The sequence below is a fragment of the Limnobacter sp. CACIAM 66H1 genome (assembly GCF_001601825.1).
Lineage (GTDB): Bacteria > Pseudomonadota > Gammaproteobacteria > Burkholderiales > Burkholderiaceae_B > Limnobacter.
This window is the reverse complement of record NZ_LUJK01000011.1, coordinates 43,645-64,283: the sequence shown is the minus strand read 5'-3', so window position 1 is coordinate 64,283 and position 20,639 is coordinate 43,645. Positions and strand designations below refer to the sequence as shown.

Here is a 20,639-nt window from a genome sequence, read left to right as displayed (position 1 = left end):
CAACATGATTAATCCTGTCAGACTTGAAAAACTGGGTAGTTTCCTTGCAAGCATGTATTCAACAGGCAATCACGAACCTTGCGTGTTGATGTTGTCCTGTTCTAACGGAATTGAGCGCGCCAGTGTAGAGACTTTTGTCGGGCAGTCTTTTGAAAGCTGCTGGAGCGCCTTGAGTAAACACGCATCTGCCCTGTTTGAACAATCAGGTGTGGATTGTGTGCATGTGCGTGTGGACTGGGTATGCGAAGTTCAGACAAGCAATTGGGCCGAACTGAAGGCTCTGCTTGCGACAACAAAACGAAATTACTTCAGTTACGGTCTCGCACTGGATGCGCAGTTCAAGCAAAGTTTTCTGTGGGGTGAACTCAACGGCAATGCCATGCTCTATGGTGGATCAGAAGAGGAGTTTGCCCAACTGAATGTTGGCAACTTTGAAAAGTATGCTCGAAAAAAGTATGGCCAGTCATTTGTATTGACTCATGGTGATCAAGAGCCTGTCTACCTGTTTTCTACACAAGGCGCTTACCTGGGTGCCGACGAAATGGTGCATGCACTTGAACCCTTCGGTGTAGCAACTGGACGGCGTAAGTTACCCGATCTGGATGTGCAAGCAAGCACATCGCTGGTATTGAATGCCAGTGAGTTTCTCGCCCGTCAAGTCAAAGACAGCGGCCGGTTTGTATACGGATTGTTTCCATGCTTCAACAAGGAAATTCCAACCTACAACACGCTTCGTCATGCAAGTTCCACCTACGCAATGATTGAGGCGTGGGAAGTCACGCAAAGTACATTTTTAAAGTCTGCGATTGATCGCTCGCTGCGCTGTTTGACGCAGGAGTTGATCAAGCGCATGCCGTTAAGTGGCGGCATTCAGGCGGCTTTTCTGGTCGATACCGGCAATGAAATCAAGTTGGGTGGGAATGCTGTATGTATTCTCGCGCTGGCGAAGTACACCGAACTGACAGGCACCACCGAATACATTGAATTGATGGAGCAACTGGCCCAAGGCATTGTGGCCATGCTCAATCCAACCAGTCGCCGCTTTGTGCATGTGCTTAACTACCCTGATCTTTCCATCAAGGAACACTTCAGGATTATTTACTATGACGGGGAAGCTGCATTCGCGCTCATGCGTTTGTACAAAATCACCCGTCGATCCAGGTGGCTTCAAGCGGTGGAGTTGGCATTCGAATACTTTATTGAAGCCCGCCACTGGAAAGCGAATGATCACTGGATGAGCTATTGCGTCAATGAGCTCACCCTGTACCGACCCAAGCGAGAGTACTTTGAGTTTGGAATTCGCAATTTCGCGAATCACCTGGATTTCGTGCTGACACGCATCACCACTTTCCCCACCTTGCTCGAGTTGATGATGGCCGCCCAACAAATGCTCTCGCGTTTGCAAGCCATGCCTGAGTTTGCTGACCTGTATGCACAGGTGGACACCGAGAAGTTTTACCGAGCCTTGCACTGGCGCGCCAATTATTTGACCACCGGTTATTTTTGGCCTGAATGGGCCATGTATTTCGCGAAACCGGACACGGTGAACGGTTCATTCTTTATTCGGCATCATGCCTACCGGGTGCGCATTGACGATGTGGAGCACTATGTATCGGGCCTGGTGGCTTACCGAAAATTTTTGATGCAGGGCGAGTTGAACCCCGGTCAAAAAGAGGCCAGACCAAAAGTTTCCTTGAACGCCAAAGTTGAGGAGACTACTTTTTGGTTTCTCAATCAGAACTTTGGTTTTCAGCGTTCTGGCGTTGAGAATGCAGCGCTGCTTCGATATCGGGTTTTTGAGCGAGAGATGCATGTGCGACCAGTGTTGTTGACCTGTCGCTATAACCCACGATTGCAGGAGTCAATCGAGAAGTTGGTGGCCAACAAGGCTTTGCCTGAGTCCTCGGTGTGTCGGTCTGTTCATGATTATTTTCAAGATGCGGAAGAGGTCCCGGCGCGACTGAATACCGGACAATCGCTCTTTGACAATCCAATGCTTCGCAGTCAGCTGGTCGCCGACAGGCGGGATATTCGCGTCACGAGCCCGCAAGGACAACTGCTGATGTACGTGGTTCGCAATCCTGTGAACGATGCGCTGATTCACATCAATCATTTTTCTGACGGAGTGAAGTTCAGAAAGGATTATTACGATAGTCGTGGATTTTTAAGTTGCATTCAGTACCTGGATTCAACTGGCGCGGTGAATCATGAACACTACTTGCGCCCAGGTGGCTCACTGGCTTTTGTGAAGCTTTACAAGCGAATTGACAACAAGCCACAGCTGTCAAATATTCGCCTGTACGATTCAACTGGGGTGCTGCTGGCCTGTTGGTTCAGTGAGTCAGAATGGTTGACTTTTGCCCTGCAAGCCATGCTCAAGAGCCGAGGCGGTAAACATGTGTTGGTCGTTGATAAAAATCGGTATTGGTACTTGCCTGCGGTGACTGCGCGTGATCACTTGCATCGGGAATCGCCAGGTCAGGTGGCAGTGGTGCCTGTTATTCACGCTCTCCATACGCACACTGTGGCAGATATGGCCACGAGTCCAACCAACTCCAATTTCAGGGATATCTTGCACGACATCAAGCGTCCGGATGCAGTCATTACGTTGACCGATCAACAAATGAATGACATCACTGCACGATATGGGGCTGGGCAACTATTTCCCATCGGCCATTCATGTGAGATAAAAAACTCAATTCCGGAGTTCAAGACTCGGGACCGATTTCGAATTGTTTCCATGGCCAGATACAGCCCCGAGAAAAATCATCACCTGGCAATCGCCGCTTTCGCCAAAGTGGTGGCGAAGTATCCTGAGGCGCGTCTTGATTTTTACGGTTTTGCAGTGGCGGGTAGTTTCCTCTTGTCTGATTTGAAGACACAGCTTGAATCGCTGGGCTTGCAGAATCATGTTGGTTTGAATGAGTGGACCGATGATCCTGCGGCCCATTACACGCGTGCAGGTTTGTCCTTGTTGACCAGCCAGGCCGAGGCTTACTCACTGGCCATTATGGAAAGTCTTTGCCACGCCTGTCCTGCGATTGCTTTTGACGTACCCTATGGCCCCTCGCATTTGATCGTGCACGGTGAAACTGGTTTGTTAGCGCCATTTGGGGATACAGATGCGCTCGCGGATCAAATACTTTCTGTTTTTGACAGTTACGAATTTCATGAAGGCTTAAGCAAAAAGGCCTTTGCTTCTGCGAGCCGTTTCAGCCATGCCGAAGCGGCACACCATTGGCGTCAATTGTTCTCTGTTGTTGGAGTGTCGTCATGACGGCTGTTCAAACCGCAATTTCCCTACTCACCGTATTCGACTGGATCGCGGTGGCATTTTTTGTGATTTGCTTTCGGGGTTACAACTATGTGTTCGATGGCCGCAGCCGGTTCGGTCGTCATGGTTTGGCGCAAAAAACGCATGAGTTCCGCAAACTGTGGGCGCGTGAAATGCTTGCTCGCAGCAACCGGGTGGGAGATACCGCGCTGATTGGCAACCTGGTCAACAGCGTTACCTTCTATGCCAACACCACGATCTACATCATTGCGGGTTTATTCGCCCTGTTGGGTACGCTGGATCAGCTGGTCAACATCACCAGTGACTTGCCGTTTAGCCGGGAGGTGAGCCGCGGTTTGATGGAAATCAAAGTGTTGCTGGTGCTCACCGTGTTTGTGGTGGCTTACTTTAAATTCACGTGGAGTTTGCGTCAGTTCAACCTGCTGACTATTTTGGTGGGGGCTGCGCCCGACGGTAATCCGGACAAGGAATACAACGAGGCCTATGTGTTGCGCATGGCTCGCATTAACAGCCTGGCCGGTGATGAATTCAACCGCGGGTTGCGCAGTTATTACTTCGGTATCGCCTCGGTCACCTGGATGATTCATCCCGGTTTACTGATGGCCTTTAGTGCGCTGATTGTGTTTGTGTTGATCCGCAGGGACTTCTATTCAGAAGCCCTGGAGATCATGTCGAAATAAATATCTGCCGGTGAATTACCAACTGCTGGTTTCACGCTCGGGGCTGGCACTGACCTTGTGAATGGTCAGGTCGGCACCGTTGAATTCCTCTTCGTCATTCAGGCGAATGCCCACTGTCATTTTCAGCACGCCATACACCACAAAGCCACCCAGCAAGGCAAATGCTACGCCGGCCACTGTGCCGATCAATTGGCTCATGAACGACACTCCGCCCATGCCGCCCAAGGCTTGCTGGCCAAACACACCTGCCGCGATACCGCCGAAGGCGCCGCAAATGCCGTGCAATGGCCACACACCCAATACATCGTCAACTTTCAAGCGGTTTTGCGTGAAGGTGAACATGTACACAAACAGCACGCCTGCGATGGAGCCCACAGCCAGCGATCCCAGCGGGTGCATGATGTTGCTGCCTGCACACACGGCCACCAAGCCAGCCAGGGGGCCGTTGTAGGCAAAGCCTGGGTCGTTGCGGCCTGCAGCCAGGGCACCCAAAGTGCCTCCCACCATCGCCATCAGGCTGTTGACCGCCACCAGGCCCGAAATGCCTTCAATTTTCTGGGCGCTCATCACGTTAAAACCGAACCAACCTACTGCCAGCACCCAGCTGCCCAGTGCAAGGAAGGGGATGGATGACGGCGGGTGCGAGCTGATGCGTCCGTCTTTGGTGTAGCGGCCACGGCGTGAGCCCAGCAGCAACACGGCAGCCAAAGCGATCCAGCCACCCACGGCGTGAACCACCACGCTGCCCGCGAAATCCATGAAGGGGGCACCAAAGCTGGCAGTCAGCCATTCCTGAAAGCCGTAGTTGCCATTCCAGACCATGCCTTCAAACACAGGGTAAACCAAACCCACCAACGCCGCGGTAGCCACCAATTGGGGCACAAAGCGCGCGCGTTCGGCAATGCCACCCGACACAATCGCGGGAATGGCCGCTGCGAAGGTCAGCAGAAAAAAGAACTTCACCAGTGAATAGCCGTTGCCCTCATTGAGCACGGTGGCGGGTTCGTAAAAACCCACGCCATAAGCAATGGCATAACCGATGAAGAAGTAGCTGATGGCGCTGACGGAAAAATCAGCCAGAATTTTGACAAGTGCATTGACCTGGTTTTTGTGGCGCACTGTGCCCACTTCCAGAAATGCAAAACCGGCGTGCATTGCAAGCACCATGATGGCGCCTAGAAGCACAAAAAGAGTGTCCAGTGCGAGAGTAATTTGTTCCATTTTGGTGAATTTTCAGGTTTTTGGTTAAAAGTGGGGCATTAGCTGCAAAAACAATGCCCGCTTTTTAAGCGGTTTTTGCACCAATATGGTGTCTTTCTGATTTTCTGCGTTCGTCGTCTGAATCGTCTTTCGAAAAGCCATGCAGCAGAGTCTGTCCCAACCAGAAAGAGGTATTCCAGGGCGATGAGCCCCAGGTTGCTGGCTCTGAAACCAGATATCTCGCCAAATGACTTGTTTGCTCAATTGCTTGATGGGTCGGTAATTCTTGTTGGGACAGCAGGAAACGCGGTGAGGCATCTGCAGGCAGTAGCCCGATTCTCTGGAAAGCCTCAATCGCGTGGCTTGCCAGAGCCCGGCGGGATTGAAGCGTCACAGTCGAGTAATCGTCGCTGAATTGCAGGCAGTGTTGTAGATCAATGTTGGCGCCAAATTCGGCTTGCATCAGTCGCCGCAGCGGTTCGGTTTTCAATTCTCCGCAGGCCATGCCTGTCTTCAGGTTTTCACTCGTGAATTCGGTGAGTTTTTCGCCAATTTGATCTGCCACGAGGTAGGCCAGTGCGGCTGGGGTGATTGTTTTCTCCAAAAGCAAAGCGGCCATCGGCCCCACTTGCTGTTGGTACGTCTCGGTCGCATAGCGGTCCGAAACAACAGTCAACCCCCATTGGTTGGCCACGTGGTTTTTCAGGGCTTGCACATGATGAATCTCCAGTGCTTTGGCCTGCCCCGGACTTAATTGCTTGTTGTCGATGTACCTCACCAGTTGCAACAACTGCTGATCGATTAGCTGGTTTTTGATGTGAATGATCAAGCCTGCAAGCCCCTGCTGTTGATTAATCAGTTCGCTGGCACAGCTCAATATGTTGAGGCTAACCCCTTCAGCACAGACATCCAGGCCCTCCGCAAGCGTCAAGGCAAGCCCGATGCGTTGCGCAAGCGGGATGGATTCGTTTTGAAGCTGTTGTGCAATCAACCAAAGGTTGCGTCTGTTTTCATTGACCATGAGCGGCGTGAGTGACGCAGGGCGGCAATTGATTTTGGTGGCTGCGAAATCTTGAATCTTGCGCAATGCCTTTTGTGTTTGAGGTCCATGGGCGGCGTGTTGTTGAATAAACTCGCGTACGCTTTTGATGGATTCATTGAGCTGCTGCACATATGGCTGGTGTGCAATTTTTGACTGGGTGAACTCACTCCATGTTTTACCTGTCGGGTTCACGCTGGGCAGGTGATGACTGGATGGGCTGTTGGCCCGTAGAGCGCCCCCTGCAATTGAGGGGGCCGTGGCTTGGTGTTGCAGGCGCTGCCACAGGCTGGCGTTGGATAATGCACAGTGGGATGGTTCAATATTCGCTGACATGGCGTTGGAAATCTGCCCCGGTGCAATTGAGTGGTGAGGCTCGAGGTGTCAGTTCCCGATCAGGCCGCTTTTAATGCCCCCCACAAAATACCGAACAGGTCGTCGAATTGATCTATCAGCTTGTGACTCTCTTTGCGTAGAAAGTGCATTTGCGCGACACGGCCAAACACGCCCATAAAAACATCCAGCAGCATTTTGCTTGACACCGTGTTGTTAAATACTCCCTTGTGCTGTCCTTCTTTGAGCATGCCCAGAAAGGCACCCATCAGTTCCGGGCTCTCGTAGACGGGCAGGTCTTGGTAGCGGCTGGCGGGTATCGAAACAGTCAGCAGCAAAATAACCTTTGGGTGCTTGTCAAAGTAGTCCAGCATCACCCACAGGGTTTTGCGCAGGCGTTCACGGTAATCCTCAATACCCTCAAGGTGGTCAATCATGCGGTCGGCCAATCGGCTCAATGTGGCATCTAGCACGTAAGCCACCAACTGTTCCTTGCTGCCAAAGTACTTGTAAATGGTTTGCAGGGAAACATTCGCCGTTCGCGCCACCTCAATCAATGGGACGCTATTGAAGTCATGGTTGGTAAACAGCTCAAGTACAGCATTCTCGATGCGATCCAGTGTGGCCTTTCGCATGGTTGCCGGGTTGGCGTTGGCATCAGTGTTGTGGTGGCTTGCGCTTGCGTTCATGGTCGCCAGACCCGCTTGACGGGAGTTTTATGGGTTCAATCAAAAAGCGAATCATCGGGTACCTGTGTCGGTTTGGTCAACCTGTATTCCGTTCAACACCGCAAAGGTGATCAAAAAACGGTAAGCTAGATTACCATATTCATAGAGGTGACACTCTAAAGTAACTTCTTGGGTTGATTGTGCATTTGCACATCGCCATTCTGGATTGTGAAGAATTCACGATACCTTCGGTAATTTCCGTTACCGAATCCAGAAAATCCAGGAGGCACAGATGCCATCGGCACTGATATTTGACGCAGTAAGAACCCCACGGGGCAAAGGTAAAAAAGACGGCAGCCTGCACCAGGCCACACCAGTTTGGTTGTTGAATAACCTGCTGACCGCTTTGCAGCAACGCAATGATCTGGACACCAGCCTGGTTGACGACGTGGTGCTGGGTTGCGTAACCCCAGTGGGCGAGCAGGGCGCTGACATTGCGCGCACTGCAGTACTGGATGCTGGTTGGGCTGAAACTGTTGCGGGTGTAACCCAATCGCGTTTCTGCGCTTCCGGTTTGGAATCAGTCAACCTGGCTGCAGCCAAGGTGGGCAGCGGTCTTGAAGACATGGTGGTTGCGGGTGGCGTAGAAAGCATGAGCCGCTGGACCATGGGCAGCGATGGCGGTGCCTGGTTCATGGACCCCCGTATCAACGACAAGCTGGGATTTATCCCACAGGGTATTTCTGCTGACCTGATCGGTACGCTGGAAGGCTTCAGCCGCACCGATGTAGACACCTACGCCGTGGAAAGCCAGCGCCGTGCCGCCAAGGCTCAGGCTGAAGGCCGTTTCAACAAGAGCCGCGTTCCTGTGAAGGACCTGAATGGCTTGATCATGCTGGATCATGACGAATTCATTCGTGGCAATGCTACCGTGGAAAGCCTGGCCACTTTGCAGCCCTCATTTGCAATGATGGGCAGCATGGGCTTTAACGCAACCGCCCTGCGCAAGTACACCACCGTTGAAAGCATCAACCATATTCACCATGCGGGTAACAGCTCCGGCATCGTAGACGGCGCTGCCTTGGTATTGGTGGGTAGTGAAGAAGCCGGTCGCAAGGCTGGTTTGAAGCCACGCGCCCGCATTCGCGCGGCCGCTGTCATCGGTTCTGAGCCCACCATCATGCTGACTGGCCCAACTCCCGCTTGTCAGAAGGCTTTGAAGAAAGCTGGCTTGAAAGCTTCTGACATCGACCTGTGGGAAATCAATGAAGCCTTCGCTGTGGTACCCATGCAAACCGCACGCAACCTGGGTGTCAGCCTGGACCGCGTGAACGTGAACGGCGGATCTATCGCCATGGGCCACCCACTGGGCGCAACTGGCGCAATTATTTTGGGCACTTTGCTCGATGAACTTGAGCGGCAAGACAAAACCCTGGGTCTGGCCACACTGTGTGTGGGCGGCGGCATGGGTATCGCCACCATCATCGAACGCATTTAATTGGCCGAAGGAGAAACAACAATGAGTGCAGTGAAATTTGAACTCGGTCAGGATGGCATCGCGGTAGTCACGCTCGACATGCCCGGCCGTTCCATGAACGTATTGAATGAAGAATTGATGGGCCCGTTTGCGGAAGCCCTGACCCGCATCGAAACCGACGCAGCTGTGAAGGGTGTGGTGCTGACTTCCGGCAAGCCAGAATTCCTGGCTGGCGCTGACCTGGACACGGTGTACAAAATTACCGACCCACAGCAGGCCTTTGATTTGGCAGAAGCCTTCAAAACCCTGTTGCGTCGCATGGAAAAGTGCGAAAAGCCCATTGTGTGTGCCTTGAACGGCACCGCGCTGGGTGGCGGTCTGGAACTGGCCATGGCCTGTAACCACCGCATCGCATTGAACAACCCCAAAGCCAAATTCGGTTTGCCCGAAGTGAAGTTGGGCTTGTTGCCCGGTGGCGGTGGCACACAGCGTTTGCCCCGCATGATTGGCATTCAGGGTGCGCTGGAAATGATGACCCAAGGCACGGAACTGCGCGTTGAGCAGGCGGTGAAAAAAGGCATCATTCAAGACACCGCAGACACGATTGAAGACATGATTGCCAAGGCCAAAGCCTGGGCCCTCGCCAACCCCAAGGCCTTGCAGCCATGGGACGTGAAAGGCTTCAAATTTCCCGGTGGTGATTCCAAGCACCCAGCCATTGCACAGATTTGGGCGATTGCACCGAGCATGGCCAACGCTAAGGCATTCGGCAACTACCCCGCGCTGACCCACATTGCCAGCTGCGTGTTCGAAGGCGGCATTACTGACATCGACACCGGTTTGAAAGTGGAAAGCCGTTACTTTGCTGCTTGTGTGTTGTCGCAAGAAAGCAAGAACATGATGAACACGCTGTGGTATCAGCTCAACAGCATCAAGAAAGGCCAAAGCCGCCCAAGCGCACCCGCAAAAAGCAAGGTCAAGAAAATTGGCGTGCTGGGGGCAGGCATGATGGGTGCGGGCATTGCTTACGTGTCTGCGAAAGTGGGCATTGAAGTGGTGTTGATCGACGCCACGCAAGAAGGCGCGGACAAGGGCAAAGCCTACAGCACCAACCTGCTGGACAAAGCCATTGCCAAAAAGCGCAGCACCCCAGAAAAGAAAGAGGCACTGCTGAACCTGATTACTGCCACCACCGACTACTCCAAATTGGAAGGTGCAGATTTGGTGATTGAAGCGGTGTTCGAAGACCGTGCCGTGAAAGCCGATGTCACTGCCAAGGCAGAAGCGGTTATTCCTGCAACAGCCGTGTATGCATCCAATACCTCGACTTTGCCAATCACTGGCTTGGCCGAGGCGTCCAAGCGCCCCAACCAGTTCATCGGTTTGCACTTCTTCAGCCCCGTGGACAAAATGCCGCTGGTTGAAATCATCATGGGTGAAAAGACCGACGATGAAACTCTGGCCAAGGGCTTTGACTATGTTCAGCAAATCGGCAAAACACCGATTGTGGTCAACGACAGTCGCGGCTTCTTCACCAGCCGTGTTTTTGGCACCTTCCTGATGGAAGCAGCCGCCATGGTAGGCGAGGGTGTTCACCCACGTTCCATCGAAATGGCAGGTCTGGAAGCCGGCATGCCCATGCCACCTTTGGCTTTGTACGACGAAGTGTCACTCAGCTTGAGTTTGCTGATCATGAAGCAAACCAAAAAAGACATGGAAGCCGCGGGCCAAACCTTCCCCGATCATCCAGGTTACAAAACACTGATTACTGTGGCTGAAAAGCATGACCGTATCGGCAAGAAAGACGGCAAAGGCTTCTACGACTACACCCCCGCAGGCAAAACTTTGTGGAAGGGGTTGAGCGAAGAATTCCCGCTGGCCAAAGAGCAGCCAAGCTCACAAGAAATCCAGGACCGCCTGATGTACATCCAGGCCAATGAAGCCGCACGCTGCTTGCAGGAAAAAGTGTTGCGCTCCGTAGCGGATGGCAACATCGGTTCAATTTTTGGATTGGGTTTTGCGCCATTCACAGGCGGCATGTTGCAGTTCATCAACGCCAAGGGTCTGCCCCAGTTCGTGAAGCGTTGTGAAGAACTGGCCGCCAAGTACGGCGAGCGTTTCAAGCCCGCCAGCATGCTGGTTGAATTGGCTGCACAAGGCAAAAAGCTGGAAGACAATCTGGCTTGATTTTTACCCTGCGAAGCAAGCTGTCCCAGAGCAGCCTGCTTCGCGATGAATGACGAAAACAGGAGCAGTAACCATGGTATTCAAAGCAATCATGAATGGCTTGATCAAAGCCAAAGCCATGCCGCAAATTTCGCCGACCGAGCGCCAGGCGCTTGAAGCAGGCACGGTATGGATTGACGGGCAGGTGTTTTCCGGCAAGCCCGATTTTGCAAAAATGTTTGCCGAGCCGTACTCGAAATTGAATCAGCGCGAGCGCGATTTCATCGACGGCCCAGTGCAACAGCTGTGCGAAATGTGCGACCCGCATGAAATTGCGACCACACGCATCATTCCGAAAAAAGCAGTCGACTTTTTGGCCTCTGCCGGTTTTTATTCCTTCCTGATTCCCCAAAAGTTTGGTGGCCTGGAATTTTCGGCCAACGCCATTTCCACCATCATGGCGATGATCACATCGCACAGCCCACTGCTGTCAACACTGGTTGTGATTCCCAACAGCTTGGGTGCAGCTGAATTGATCAAGCACTACGGTACTCAGGCACAGAAAGAACATTACCTGCCACGCCTGGCCAGTGGCGAATACCTGCCCTGTTTCGGTTTGACCGAACCCACTGCGGGATCCGATGCAGCGTCCATCCTGGCGCGCGGCGTGGTGTTCAATAACGCTGAAGGCAAGGTTCAAATCAAGCTGAACTTCCGCAAGCGTTACATCACGTTGGCACCGGTGGCCAACCTGATTTCGCTGGCATTCAAACTACACGACCCCGAGAATTTGTTGGGCAAAGGTGCAGAGCCAGGCATTACCGTGGCCTTGGTGCACCGTGGTTCGCCTGGTTTGGAAATGGGCAAACACCATCAGCCGATTGGTGATGCGTTCTACAACGGCCCGATTATTGGCCGCGACGTCGTCATTGATGCAGACGAAATTATTGGTGGCAAAGAGTGCGCAGGCCAAGGCTGGCGCATGTTGATGGAACAGCTGGCAGGTGGTCGCGCGGTTTCACTGCCAGCCGGTGCAGTGGGCGGCATCCGTGCGGCAGCGGCTGCTTCGGGAGCATACGCCCGTGTTCGCCAGCAGTTCGGCATGCCCATTGCCGAGATGGAAGGTATTCAGGAAAAGCTGGCCGAGATTGCAGCCATGGCTTACCTCAGCGAGGCTGCGCGTGTGTACGCATTGAGTGCACTGGACAACGGCGAACAGCCCCCAGTGGTGTCAGCTGTGTGGAAAGCCTACCTCACCGAACTTTCACGTGAGCAAGCGAAAAACGCCATGGACGTGATGGCTGGTGCCGGTGTGATGCAAGGCCCCAACAACGTGATTGGCCGCGGCTACTGTTCAGCCCCAGTCGCTATTACAGTTGAAGGCGCCAACATCATGACCCGTTCGCTGATTACATTCGGCCAGGGTGCAGTGCGCTGCCACCCCTATGCATTCAAAATTGCGAATGCACTGGAAGCCAATGACCTGCCCACATTCAGCAGCGCGCTGAAGGGCTGGATTGGTCACATGGTGGTGAACACCGGTCGCTTGATTGGCCTTACCTTGACCCGTGGTTACCTGGCCAGCACGCCCAAAGTGGATGGAGTAACACCTTATTTGCGCAAGCTGGCATGGGCGTCATCGCGCTATTCATTCCTCACCGACATGGCGCTGATTACTGTGGGCGGCAAGCTGAAAGCACGCCAGCAACTGACTGGTCATTTCGCGGATGCATTGGGTTGGCAGCTGTTGGCGATTTCAACCATTCGCCGCTACGTGGCTGAGGGCGAGATCAAAGAAGACTTGCCGCTGGTGCAATACGCCTGCGAATATGCTTTGGCCAAGGTGCAAAAAGCATTCGAGTCGATCTACGCCAATTTTGGCAACAACGCAGTCGGTTTTCTGTTGCGCACCGTTGGTTATTTCAGCCTGCGCGTGAATCCATTGGTGGGTTCAGGTCTTGATCGTTTGGTGCCCACTGTGGCCAAATCGATTACCAAGAGTGGTGCACAACTCGGGCGCATCACTGGCGACTTGTACATGCCCAAGTTCAACCTGGCGGACCTGGACAGCGATGAAGTGTTGGCCCAAACCACGGGCGTGAAGCGTTTGATGGCAGCCTTCCAGGCTGTTCAGGAAGCCGAGGTGGTGCAAATGAAAGTGATTCAGGCGCGCCGCTCCAAGCTGGTGGACAAAGGTTCTGTACAAGAAATGGCCGAGGCCGCATTGGCCAAAGGCATTATTACAGCAGCTGACAAAAAGCTGCTGGACCGAGCCAATCGCATCAGCCTCGAAGCCATCATGGTCGACGAGTTCACACCGCAGGAATTCTTTGGTGACAACTCCGTAACCTATGCTCCAGGTTTTGAATGTGCGAACGTGCCCAATGTTGCGCATGGTGCGGCCGTGCAGGGCGAGCGCTTGAGAGTTGTAAACTCTTAAAACGTTTGAATGTGTAATGCCCCATTGACTTGGGGTGTTACTCGCTTCGCCCTCAGCAAGGTTTCTTTTTCCGGCTTGATGCTTCTTGCTTGGGGCATGCGAAACGCCTCGGCGTCTTCGCATCGATTGCTACGCAATCGCCCCGCGCTGCGAATCCGCCGGGAAACCTTGCAAAGCCAGGCGAAGCGAGTATCGCCCCGCATCCACGGGGCATTGAGCCGGTTCATTCGCCAGCAACCGTTTTCGTACTCAACTATTTACCAAGGCCGTCACACATGTCACCCATTCAAGACCCCACCTTGCTCGAAGGCATTACCGTTCTTGATTTGTCGCGCAATTTGCCCGGACCAGCCACGTCGCTGATCCTGCAGCAAATGGGTGCCAAGGTCATCAAGATGGAGCCGCCCCACGGGGATGATGCCAAAAGCATGCCCATGTTGTATGCCGCGTTGAACAGCAGCAAACAGATTGTGACTGCCGACTTTCGTACGCCCGAGGGCATTCAGGCTTTGAAGGATCATGCTGCCAAGGCCGATGTGCTGATTGATGGATTCCGTCCCGGCGTCATGGCCGACATGGGCTGTGGCTACGACACTTTGAAAGCGCTGAACCCGAAGCTGGTGATGTGTTGCATCACGGGCTACGGTCAACAGGGGGCGTTGGCTGAAAAGGCTGGTCACGACATCAACTACATGGCCTTAAGTGGCGTGCTCGATGGTTTGCAAACGGCCAACGGCGACATCCCGGTGCCTGCGGTACAGTTTGGCGATTTGTTTGGAGGCACTTCCGCTGCTGTGCAAGGCATCTTGGCGGCCTTGTTGAAGGCCCAGCGCACAGGCCAAGGTACGTTTGTGGATGTGTCCATGACCCACAACCTGTGGAAGCAAAACATCATGCCCGAGAGCATGGAGCAAATGTGGATCATGCTCAGTGGCAAACCTGCTCGCCATCAAGACGACTTGCTCAGCGGTGGCCTGGCCTGTTACAACGTGTACAAAACTGCGGATCAGCGTCATTTGGCGGTGGGTTCACTCGAGCACAAGTTCTGGAAAGTGGCCTGCGAGGCCATGGGCAAGCCAGAGTGGGTCAATATTCATTGGAGCCGCGGTGCCATGCCAGGCACCCCGCCCGCAATTCAGATGCTGGCTGACATGAAGGCGTTGATTGCTTCTCAGCCTCTTGCCCATTGGGAGCAAGTGTTTGGCAAGGTGGACGCCTGTATCACACCGGTGCTGAGCCGCGCAGAAATCAAAAAGCGAAATTTGCTGGGTATTTGATGTTTTTTCCGCTGGGAAAATTGCGCCGGTAAATCGAGTACTGCGTCTAAAATCCTGAATTCTTTGGGTTAACTTACGCGATTCTTACCAAAATCGCGGGAAGAATGGTATTGTTGAATTTGCCGGAAGTCTTATACAACACTTATAAAAACCGAGCCCAAGCAGGCTCAGCCGGGGAGACATAAAAAGCCACCCAGAGTGGCACCGCTCCTTGGCCGCATTCGCTCGGTTCACAGGAGATCAGTACATGTCAGCACGTCCCGACGAGGCAGCCCCTAAGGTATCGCCCGATCAATTCAATGGTTTCGTCAGCAAAGAAGCACAGGAGCTGTTTGAGTCCCGTTACTGGACCAAAAGCTACCCTCCTGGTGTATCTGGTGACATGCCACCACTGCGTTACAACAGCATGCTGGAGCTGGTGGTTGAGTGCCTCAAAAAGTACGCAGACCGTCCCGCGTTTGTGTCTGCAGGCACTGAGTTTTCATACAAGCAGGTCGACGACATGTCTGACCAGTTTGCGGGCTATCTGAAATCGATTGGTGTGAAGGCTGGTGACGTTGTGGCCATCATGCTGCCCAATTGCGTGCAGTTCCCCGTGTGTTTTGTGGGTGCCATGAAGCTGGGTTGTACACTGACCAACGTGAACCCCCTGTACACCGTGCGTGAACTGAACCACCAGTTGAAAGACTCTGGCGCCACCACGATCGTGGTATTCGAGAACTTCGCCAACACGCTGCAGCAATCGCTGGAGGGTACGAAGGTTAAGAACATCGTGATTACCCAACTGGGCGACTTGCTGGGTGGCTTGAAGGGCTTCATCGTCAACTTCGTGATGCGCAAAATCAAGAAGATGGTGCCAGCCTACAATTTGCCTCAGGCCGTACCCATCAAGAAAGCACTGGCTGCTGGCAAGGGTGTTTCTTTTCCAAAACCCAGCCCGAAGCTGGACGATGTGGCGTTGCTGCAATACACCGGTGGCACCACTGGCGTGTCCAAAGGCGCAATGCTGACCCAGCGCAACCTGATGAGCAATATGGAACAGGGTCTGGCCTGGATGAGCGAAGCCATTGGCAAAGACCCGATTTGCGTGGTCACCATGCTGCCGCTTTATCACATCTACGCGCTGGCCGTGAACTGCATGTTGTTCATGACTTTTGGTGCACGCAACATTCTGATTGCCAATCCACGTGATGTGGGCACCGTGATGAAGGTGCTTCGGAAAGAAAAATTCCATGTGATCACTGCAGTGAATACCTTGTTCAATGCTTTCCTGAACAACGAAGAATTCTGCAAGCGCGATTTCTCGGACATGAAGTTTGCAATGAGTGGCGGTATGGCTTTGCAACAGCCCATCGCTGAGCGTTGGTACAAAGTCACTGGTTGCGCGATTTCTGAAGGCTTCGGCATGACAGAAACTTCACCAGTGGTGACCGTTCCTCCCCTGCATGGCGTTGAGCGCCCTGCATTCCGCGGCAATGTCGGTTTGCCCATTCCGGGAACCGAAGTTCGTTTGAAGCGCGACGATGGCTTGTGGGCTGGTTTGAATGAACCTGGCGAAATTTGTGTGCGTGGTCCGCAAGTGATGTTGGGTTACTTGAACCGCCCTGAAGAAACCGCCAAAACAATCGACAAAGATGGCTGGCTGGCGACTGGTGACATTGGCACCATGGACGAGCAAGGCTTCGTGAAGATTGTAGACCGCAAGAAAGACATGATTATCGTAAGCGGCTTCAATGTGTTCCCGAACGAAATTGAAGACGTGGTTGCCCAGCACCCAGGTGTTCTGGAATGTGGCGTGGTGGGCGTGCCCGACCCAGTGACTGGCGAGAAAGTGAAGCTGGTCGTGGTGAAGAAAGACGCCAGTGTGACCAAAGAAGATCTGATCGCACATTGCCGCCAGAACCTGACTGGTTACAAGATCCCGTCCTTTGTTGAGTTCCGCGACGACTTGCCTAAAACACCTGTGGGCAAAATTTTGCGCCGCGAACTTCGCGACAAGCCAAAAGAAACTGCGTAAAAGGACACTGCATCTAGCGGTGAGATCAGCAAAAAAGCCACCTGCGAAGGTGGCTTTTTTTATTGCTGCAGCATGCCAAAGGCAGCTGAATCAGATTCAGTTGCGCACGTACATCTCAACGCGACGGTTTTGAGTGCGACCCGCCTCAGTGTCGTTGGTCGCGACCGGGAAGCGTTCGCCCAAGCCCGCCGCAGTCAAACGACCGCCATCGATACCCTTGCCAGTCAGAAAGCTGGTGACCGATTGGGCACGGCGCACTGAAAGGTCCTGGTTGTACTCGTCGCTGCCAGTGCTGTCGGTGTAGCCAATCACGCAAACAATGGTGTTGGGGTTGTCACGCAGTGTGGCGGCAATTTGGTCTAAAGTACCGGCAAATTGTGGCTTGATTGCAGTCTTGTTGGTGTCGAACAAGGCGGCGCCCGGAATATCCAGCATGACAGAACCATCACGCTGTTCACGCACTGCAATCTGGCTGCCCACCAGGTAGCCAAAAAGGCCACCCAAGGCTGCACCGCGAACGGTGTCTTTGCCGTCGATGCTGTTGCCCACAATAGCGCCGCCGATGGCCCCCACTGCGGTACCAATTGCAGTTTTGGTGTTGTCTACTTTGCGCTCAGGGGCAACCGGACAACCTGCTACGGCCACGGGCGACCCGGGGGCGGGCTGTTGTGGGGCTTGCGGTTGCTGAAAGATACCGCCGCCGTTGCTGGCACAGCCTGCGGCAAACAAAGTAAGGGCGATTGCTGAAAGTTTGAATTTGTTCATGGTGTATTCCTTGGGTTTTGTTCTAAATCAATTGCTGTCAACTTCATTCTAACGCCTCACCGTTTTACAGGTTGACTATAAAAATTTCATGGCGCTACACTGCCACATGCTTAAATCATTGACGATACTTCTTGCTTTTCAGGCTTTGGGCGAGTTGCTCAGTTTTGCCTTGTTTCCATCCATTCCCGGTCCTGTACTGGGTTTGATCGCCTTGCTGGTGTTTTTCTTCATCAAAGGTGGTGTGCCTGCCGATATTCAATCGACTGCAAATGTGTTCACCGCAAACCTGGGTTTGCTGTTTGTGCCTGCGGCAGTGGGTGTGGTGGTTTTCTGGCCTGTGCTCGCTGAATTTGGTGTGGTGATTTTGATCACCCTCCTGGTCAGTGTGGTGGTTACCCTAACGGGTACTGCGTGGTTGCTGGACAAGCTGGCTGCCCGTTTTATGCCGGGCGAGGTCAGCGAAGGCGGCAAGAATGAGTGAGTCTGCCCGTCGCGTGCTGGAACTCCCTGAAATTTGGGTTTACCTTAGCGGTAACCCGCTTAGTGCTTTGTTTCTCACTTTGCTGGCCTATCAGCTTGGTCTGTGGTGCTACAAAAAAAGTGGGCAACACCCATTCACCAACCCGGTCATGATTGCCGTGTTGCTGTTGGCCGCATTCTTGCAAGTCACCGGCTTAAGTTACCAGCAGTATTTTGAAGGTGCCCAGTTTGTACACTTTCTTTTGGGCACAGCAACCGTGGCATTGGCGGTTCCAATTTATCAAGGGCTGACTGCGGTCAAGGGGCAAACCATTCGCACGCTGGTCCTGCTCAGTGCGGCCTTGCTGGTGGGAGGTGCTTTGTCCATTGGTAGCGCCTTAGGTACTGCTCACTTGTTGGGCGCCAACCTGGACATTGTTCAAAGCTTGTGGTCCAAATCGGTGACAGCGCCCATCGCCATGGGGGTGAGCGAGCGCATTGGTGCCTCACCCACGCTCACGGCTTTGTTTGCAATCGTGACAGGTATTCTGGGGGCAGCTGTGGGCACCTGGCTGTTTAATTTCATGGGCATGAAGCGTTGGTGGGTGCGCGGTTTTACCATGGGGCTTGCCGCGCATGGTATTGGCACGGCACGGGCATTTTCAGTGCACCCCGAGGCTGGGCGCTATGCCAGCTTGGGCATGGGTTTACATGGTATTTTTGGAGCGCTTTTAATACCGTGGGCGTTTGGTTTTTTCAGTTAAAAGCAAAGCCAATCAAAAGCACGCTGCCCATGCAGCCACATACACTGCTCGCATGTCTGGGCTTGCATAGCCCAACATCACCAGCAAGGCAAACGCCACCAACACCACCTTGGCCCAGCGTGGCATCAGTGGTGTGTTGGCATCTGTATTTTCAGGCGGCTTGGGCTGCGTGCTCATTGGGGGTTGCGCTTTGTTCCTGGATTGGCCAGTTTACCGCAGCGGCAATTGCACTTAAAGCCACACATATCCACCACACCAGTGTGTAGCTGCCAGTGGCATCAAACAACAGGCCGCCTAGCCATCCACCTACAAAGGCACCAATTTGGTGGAACATAAATACCAACCCACCTAGCATGGAGAGGTTTTTAACACCAAACATGGCTGATACGGTGCCTGTGGTTAAAGGCACGGTGGATAACCACAACACGCCCATGCCCGCCGCAAACAAGTACACACTCCATGTGCTTAAGGGAGTCAGGATGAAAGCCACAATCAGCACACCGCGCAGGCCATAAATGCCAGTCAGCAGCATGGGTTTTCTGAACTTGCCACCACACAAGCCGGCCAGGTAGCTACCCAATATATTAAACAGGCCAATCAAGGCCAAGGCTGTGCTGCCCGCACTGGCAGGTATGCCGCTGTCTTGAAGATAGCTGGGCAGGTGTACGCTGATGAACAGGATTTGAAAGCCGCAGACAAAGTAACCCACACTCAGCATGAGGAAGGCGCGATGCCGTATGGCTTGCCCCAGCGAGGCCCACATGCCGAGCTCTTTGTCTGCAGGTGCTTCCTGGTGGCTGGCTGCGGTGTTCGGGCACTCGGCACTGCAGGGTGCATCGTCGGTTTTCAGGGGCGTGGCTTTGGGTTCAATCAATTGCCAGGCCAACACCAGAATGATGACTGCAATACACGCGAGAATGGTGAGTGCGGAAGACCAGCCCACCTGATTGATCAAAAACAAACCACCGGGCAAAAATGCGAACTGCCCCAGTGAACCCAAAGCCATGGAGATGCCCATGGCCATACTGCGCTTTTCAGGGGGCATGGCACGGCTGACGGCGCCAAACACCACAGGGAAGGTGGTGCCGCTTAAACCCAGACCAATCAAAACACCGGCGCTCAAGGTCAGCATACCAGGGCTTTCAGCCATGGCCATTAAAAACAAACCCAGCGTGTACAGAGCCCCCCCGAGAATCATGGTGATGGCAGACCCCAGTCGATCGGCCATTCTGCCCACAAAGGGTTGCGCAACGCCCCACACCAGGTTTTGCATGGCAATTGAAAAGGCAAACACCTCACGCCCCCACTCATTGCTCAAACTCATCGGCTGTAAAAAAAGCCCGAATGAGTGGCGTATGCCCAATGAAATGGTCATGATGAATGCCCCGCACCACAACACGGTGAGTGGGGATACGGCCTTGTGAGTGTTCAATTGCATGGCAAGTCGGTATTAAGGTTTGATGTAGGCAAAGCCTTGTTGGGTTTGCAGATCGGCCACACGCACCACGCCTGATGGTGTAAATGTCGCATCGAGCACGAACTGGTCTCTCTTTAAATTGCGGTTCTTCAATGTAATTTCGCAAATCTCGAACACCACGCCTCGGGCAGTCAGTGCGCTCACCAGTGGGGCGTATTGTGTGCCCGTTTCGGTATGCTTGGCGCCTTCCATCAAAAAGTCCACGCCATTGGCATGGGTCACCACAATGATGGTGGTTCTTGGCGAAACATCGAGATGGTTGCGAATATTGCGCAGGGCTTTGAGCGGTTGCTCTGCACCGTCAATGTGATACACCACCTTCGAGGTAATGTCCTGTGTGTTCATTCGCTTTGCTGGGGCAGATTCCTGCGCATACACCGTGCCAGTCATCAACAAGCCTGCTGCGCAAGCTACCAAGGTGTTTTTGATCGTAAGCCAATTCATGAATTGCTCCTTCAATGTCGGTTAACCCTGCCTTATCCCGCGAAAAGGTGGGGTCGGCGAGGTGACTCCTTAGAGGGATGTTTAACCCATCCAGCATCGGGATACTCAACAGTACCGATTTCACAGGATGAACAACAG

General features: G+C 53.4%; 16 protein-coding genes. 9 read left to right on the top strand and 7 right to left on the bottom strand.

The features are described 5' to 3' along the window. The first annotated feature begins 4 nt into the window (after positions 1–4). Both A0129_RS05230 and A0129_RS05225 read left to right on the top strand, forming a co-directional pair. Positions 5–3,277, top strand: a complete 3,273-nt coding sequence (locus A0129_RS05230) for a glycosyltransferase (protein WP_291713030.1) — start codon at positions 5–7, stop codon at positions 3,275–3,277. After that, complete coding sequence (locus A0129_RS05225) at positions 3,274–3,975, top strand: DUF599 family protein (protein ID WP_291713028.1); 702 nt, start codon at positions 3,274–3,276, stop codon at positions 3,973–3,975. The genes A0129_RS05230 and A0129_RS05225 overlap by 4 nt, the downstream gene beginning before the upstream one ends. Positions 3,976–3,990: 15 nt before the next feature. Here the strand turns inward: A0129_RS05225 and A0129_RS05220 are convergent, their stop codons facing one another. The 3 genes from A0129_RS05220 to A0129_RS05210 all read right to left on the bottom strand — a co-directional run bounded on the left by A0129_RS05220 (position 3,991) and on the right by A0129_RS05210 (position 7,236). Continuing rightward, positions 3,991–5,196 carry an ammonium transporter gene (locus A0129_RS05220; RefSeq protein WP_291713027.1) on the bottom strand — a complete coding sequence of 402 codons (1,206 nt, stop codon included), beginning with the start codon at positions 5,194–5,196 and terminating at the stop codon, positions 3,991–3,993. 64 nt (positions 5,197–5,260) lie between these two features. Continuing rightward, entirely contained in the window at positions 5,261–6,550 is a 1,290-nt protein-coding gene (locus tag A0129_RS05215; protein WP_291713025.1) for a hypothetical protein, read from the bottom strand. Positions 6,551–6,609: 59 nt separating this feature from the next. Further along, complete coding sequence (locus A0129_RS05210) at positions 6,610–7,236, bottom strand: TetR/AcrR family transcriptional regulator (protein WP_291713023.1); 627 nt, start codon at positions 7,234–7,236, stop codon at positions 6,610–6,612. 271 nt (positions 7,237–7,507) lie between these two features. On the opposite strand from A0129_RS05210, the gene A0129_RS05205 reads away from it, so the two are divergent. From A0129_RS05205 to A0129_RS05185, 5 genes are all read left to right on the top strand, one after another. Next, positions 7,508–8,713 carry an acetyl-CoA C-acetyltransferase gene (locus A0129_RS05205; RefSeq protein WP_275270342.1) on the top strand — a complete coding sequence of 402 codons (1,206 nt, stop codon included), beginning with the start codon at positions 7,508–7,510 and terminating at the stop codon, positions 8,711–8,713. A gap of 21 nt (positions 8,714–8,734) precedes the next feature. Beyond that, positions 8,735–10,879 (top strand): 3-hydroxyacyl-CoA dehydrogenase NAD-binding domain-containing protein, encoded by a 2,145-nt coding sequence (locus A0129_RS05200; protein WP_291713021.1) that lies wholly within the window; start codon positions 8,735–8,737, stop codon positions 10,877–10,879. A gap of 73 nt (positions 10,880–10,952) precedes the next feature. Then, complete coding sequence (locus A0129_RS05195) at positions 10,953–13,298, top strand: acyl-CoA dehydrogenase (RefSeq protein ID WP_291713020.1); 2,346 nt, start codon at positions 10,953–10,955, stop codon at positions 13,296–13,298. Between the two features lie 275 nt (positions 13,299–13,573). Further along, entirely contained in the window at positions 13,574–14,575 is a 1,002-nt protein-coding gene (locus A0129_RS05190) for a CaiB/BaiF CoA-transferase family protein (RefSeq protein ID WP_291713018.1), read from the top strand. A 247-nt stretch (positions 14,576–14,822) separates the two neighbouring features. After that, complete coding sequence (locus A0129_RS05185; protein WP_291713016.1) at positions 14,823–16,592, top strand: AMP-binding protein; 1,770 nt, start codon at positions 14,823–14,825, stop codon at positions 16,590–16,592. Positions 16,593–16,688: 96 nt separating this feature from the next. On the opposite strand, the gene A0129_RS05180 is transcribed toward A0129_RS05185, so the two are convergent. After that, positions 16,689–17,357, bottom strand: a complete 669-nt coding sequence (locus tag A0129_RS05180; protein WP_291713014.1) for an OmpA family protein — start codon at positions 17,355–17,357, stop codon at positions 16,689–16,691. A gap of 106 nt (positions 17,358–17,463) precedes the next feature. On the opposite strand from A0129_RS05180, the gene A0129_RS05175 reads away from it, so the two are divergent. Both A0129_RS05175 and A0129_RS05170 read left to right on the top strand, forming a co-directional pair. Further along, entirely contained in the window at positions 17,464–17,838 is a 375-nt protein-coding gene (locus tag A0129_RS05175; RefSeq protein WP_291713011.1) for a CidA/LrgA family protein, read from the top strand. Then, entirely contained in the window at positions 17,831–18,580 is a 750-nt protein-coding gene (locus A0129_RS05170; protein WP_291713009.1) for an LrgB family protein, read from the top strand. Before A0129_RS05175 ends, A0129_RS05170 begins: the two co-directional genes overlap by 8 nt. Positions 18,581–18,592: 12 nt before the next feature. Here the strand turns inward: A0129_RS05170 and A0129_RS05165 are convergent, their stop codons facing one another. Genes A0129_RS05165 through A0129_RS05155 form a run of 3 tightly spaced genes read right to left on the bottom strand, consistent with a single transcriptional unit; the run spans position 18,593 to position 20,501 of the window. Beyond that, the gene (locus A0129_RS05165; RefSeq protein ID WP_291713007.1) at positions 18,593–18,757 is read right to left on the bottom strand and encodes a hypothetical protein; all 165 of its coding nucleotides are present in this window, start codon (positions 18,755–18,757) and stop codon (positions 18,593–18,595) included. After that, positions 18,732–20,018, bottom strand: a complete 1,287-nt coding sequence (locus tag A0129_RS05160; RefSeq protein WP_291713005.1) for an MFS transporter — start codon at positions 20,016–20,018, stop codon at positions 18,732–18,734. Before A0129_RS05160 ends, A0129_RS05165 begins: the two co-directional genes overlap by 26 nt. Positions 20,019–20,030: 12 nt before the next feature. Next, positions 20,031–20,501, bottom strand: a complete 471-nt coding sequence (locus A0129_RS05155; RefSeq protein WP_291713003.1) for a DsrE family protein — start codon at positions 20,499–20,501, stop codon at positions 20,031–20,033. Between the last annotated feature and the right edge of the window lie 138 nt (positions 20,502–20,639).

Coding starts and splice junctions, on each gene's coding strand:
- A0129_RS05175 (WP_291713011.1), top strand. CDS start 17,464: ATGCTTAAATCATTGACGATACTTCTTGCTTTTCAGGCTTTGGGCGAG.
- A0129_RS05230 (WP_291713030.1), top strand. CDS start 5: ATGATTAATCCTGTCAGACTTGAAAAACTGGGTAGTTTCCTTGCAAGC.
- A0129_RS05220 (WP_291713027.1), bottom strand. CDS start 5,196: ATGGAACAAATTACTCTCGCACTGGACACTCTTTTTGTGCTTCTAGGC.
- A0129_RS05180 (WP_291713014.1), bottom strand. CDS start 17,357: ATGAACAAATTCAAACTTTCAGCAATCGCCCTTACTTTGTTTGCCGCA.
- A0129_RS05225 (WP_291713028.1), top strand. CDS start 3,274: ATGACGGCTGTTCAAACCGCAATTTCCCTACTCACCGTATTCGACTGG.
- A0129_RS05205 (WP_275270342.1), top strand. CDS start 7,508: ATGCCATCGGCACTGATATTTGACGCAGTAAGAACCCCACGGGGCAAA.
- A0129_RS05195 (WP_291713020.1), top strand. CDS start 10,953: ATGGTATTCAAAGCAATCATGAATGGCTTGATCAAAGCCAAAGCCATG.
- A0129_RS05215 (WP_291713025.1), bottom strand. CDS start 6,550: ATGTCAGCGAATATTGAACCATCCCACTGTGCATTATCCAACGCCAGC.
- A0129_RS05170 (WP_291713009.1), top strand. CDS start 17,831: ATGAGTGAGTCTGCCCGTCGCGTGCTGGAACTCCCTGAAATTTGGGTT.
- A0129_RS05155 (WP_291713003.1), bottom strand. CDS start 20,501: ATGAATTGGCTTACGATCAAAAACACCTTGGTAGCTTGCGCAGCAGGC.
- A0129_RS05190 (WP_291713018.1), top strand. CDS start 13,574: ATGTCACCCATTCAAGACCCCACCTTGCTCGAAGGCATTACCGTTCTT.
- A0129_RS05160 (WP_291713005.1), bottom strand. CDS start 20,018: ATGCAATTGAACACTCACAAGGCCGTATCCCCACTCACCGTGTTGTGG.
- A0129_RS05165 (WP_291713007.1), bottom strand. CDS start 18,757: ATGAGCACGCAGCCCAAGCCGCCTGAAAATACAGATGCCAACACACCA.
- A0129_RS05185 (WP_291713016.1), top strand. CDS start 14,823: ATGTCAGCACGTCCCGACGAGGCAGCCCCTAAGGTATCGCCCGATCAA.
- A0129_RS05210 (WP_291713023.1), bottom strand. CDS start 7,236: ATGAACGCAAGCGCAAGCCACCACAACACTGATGCCAACGCCAACCCG.
- A0129_RS05200 (WP_291713021.1), top strand. CDS start 8,735: ATGAGTGCAGTGAAATTTGAACTCGGTCAGGATGGCATCGCGGTAGTC.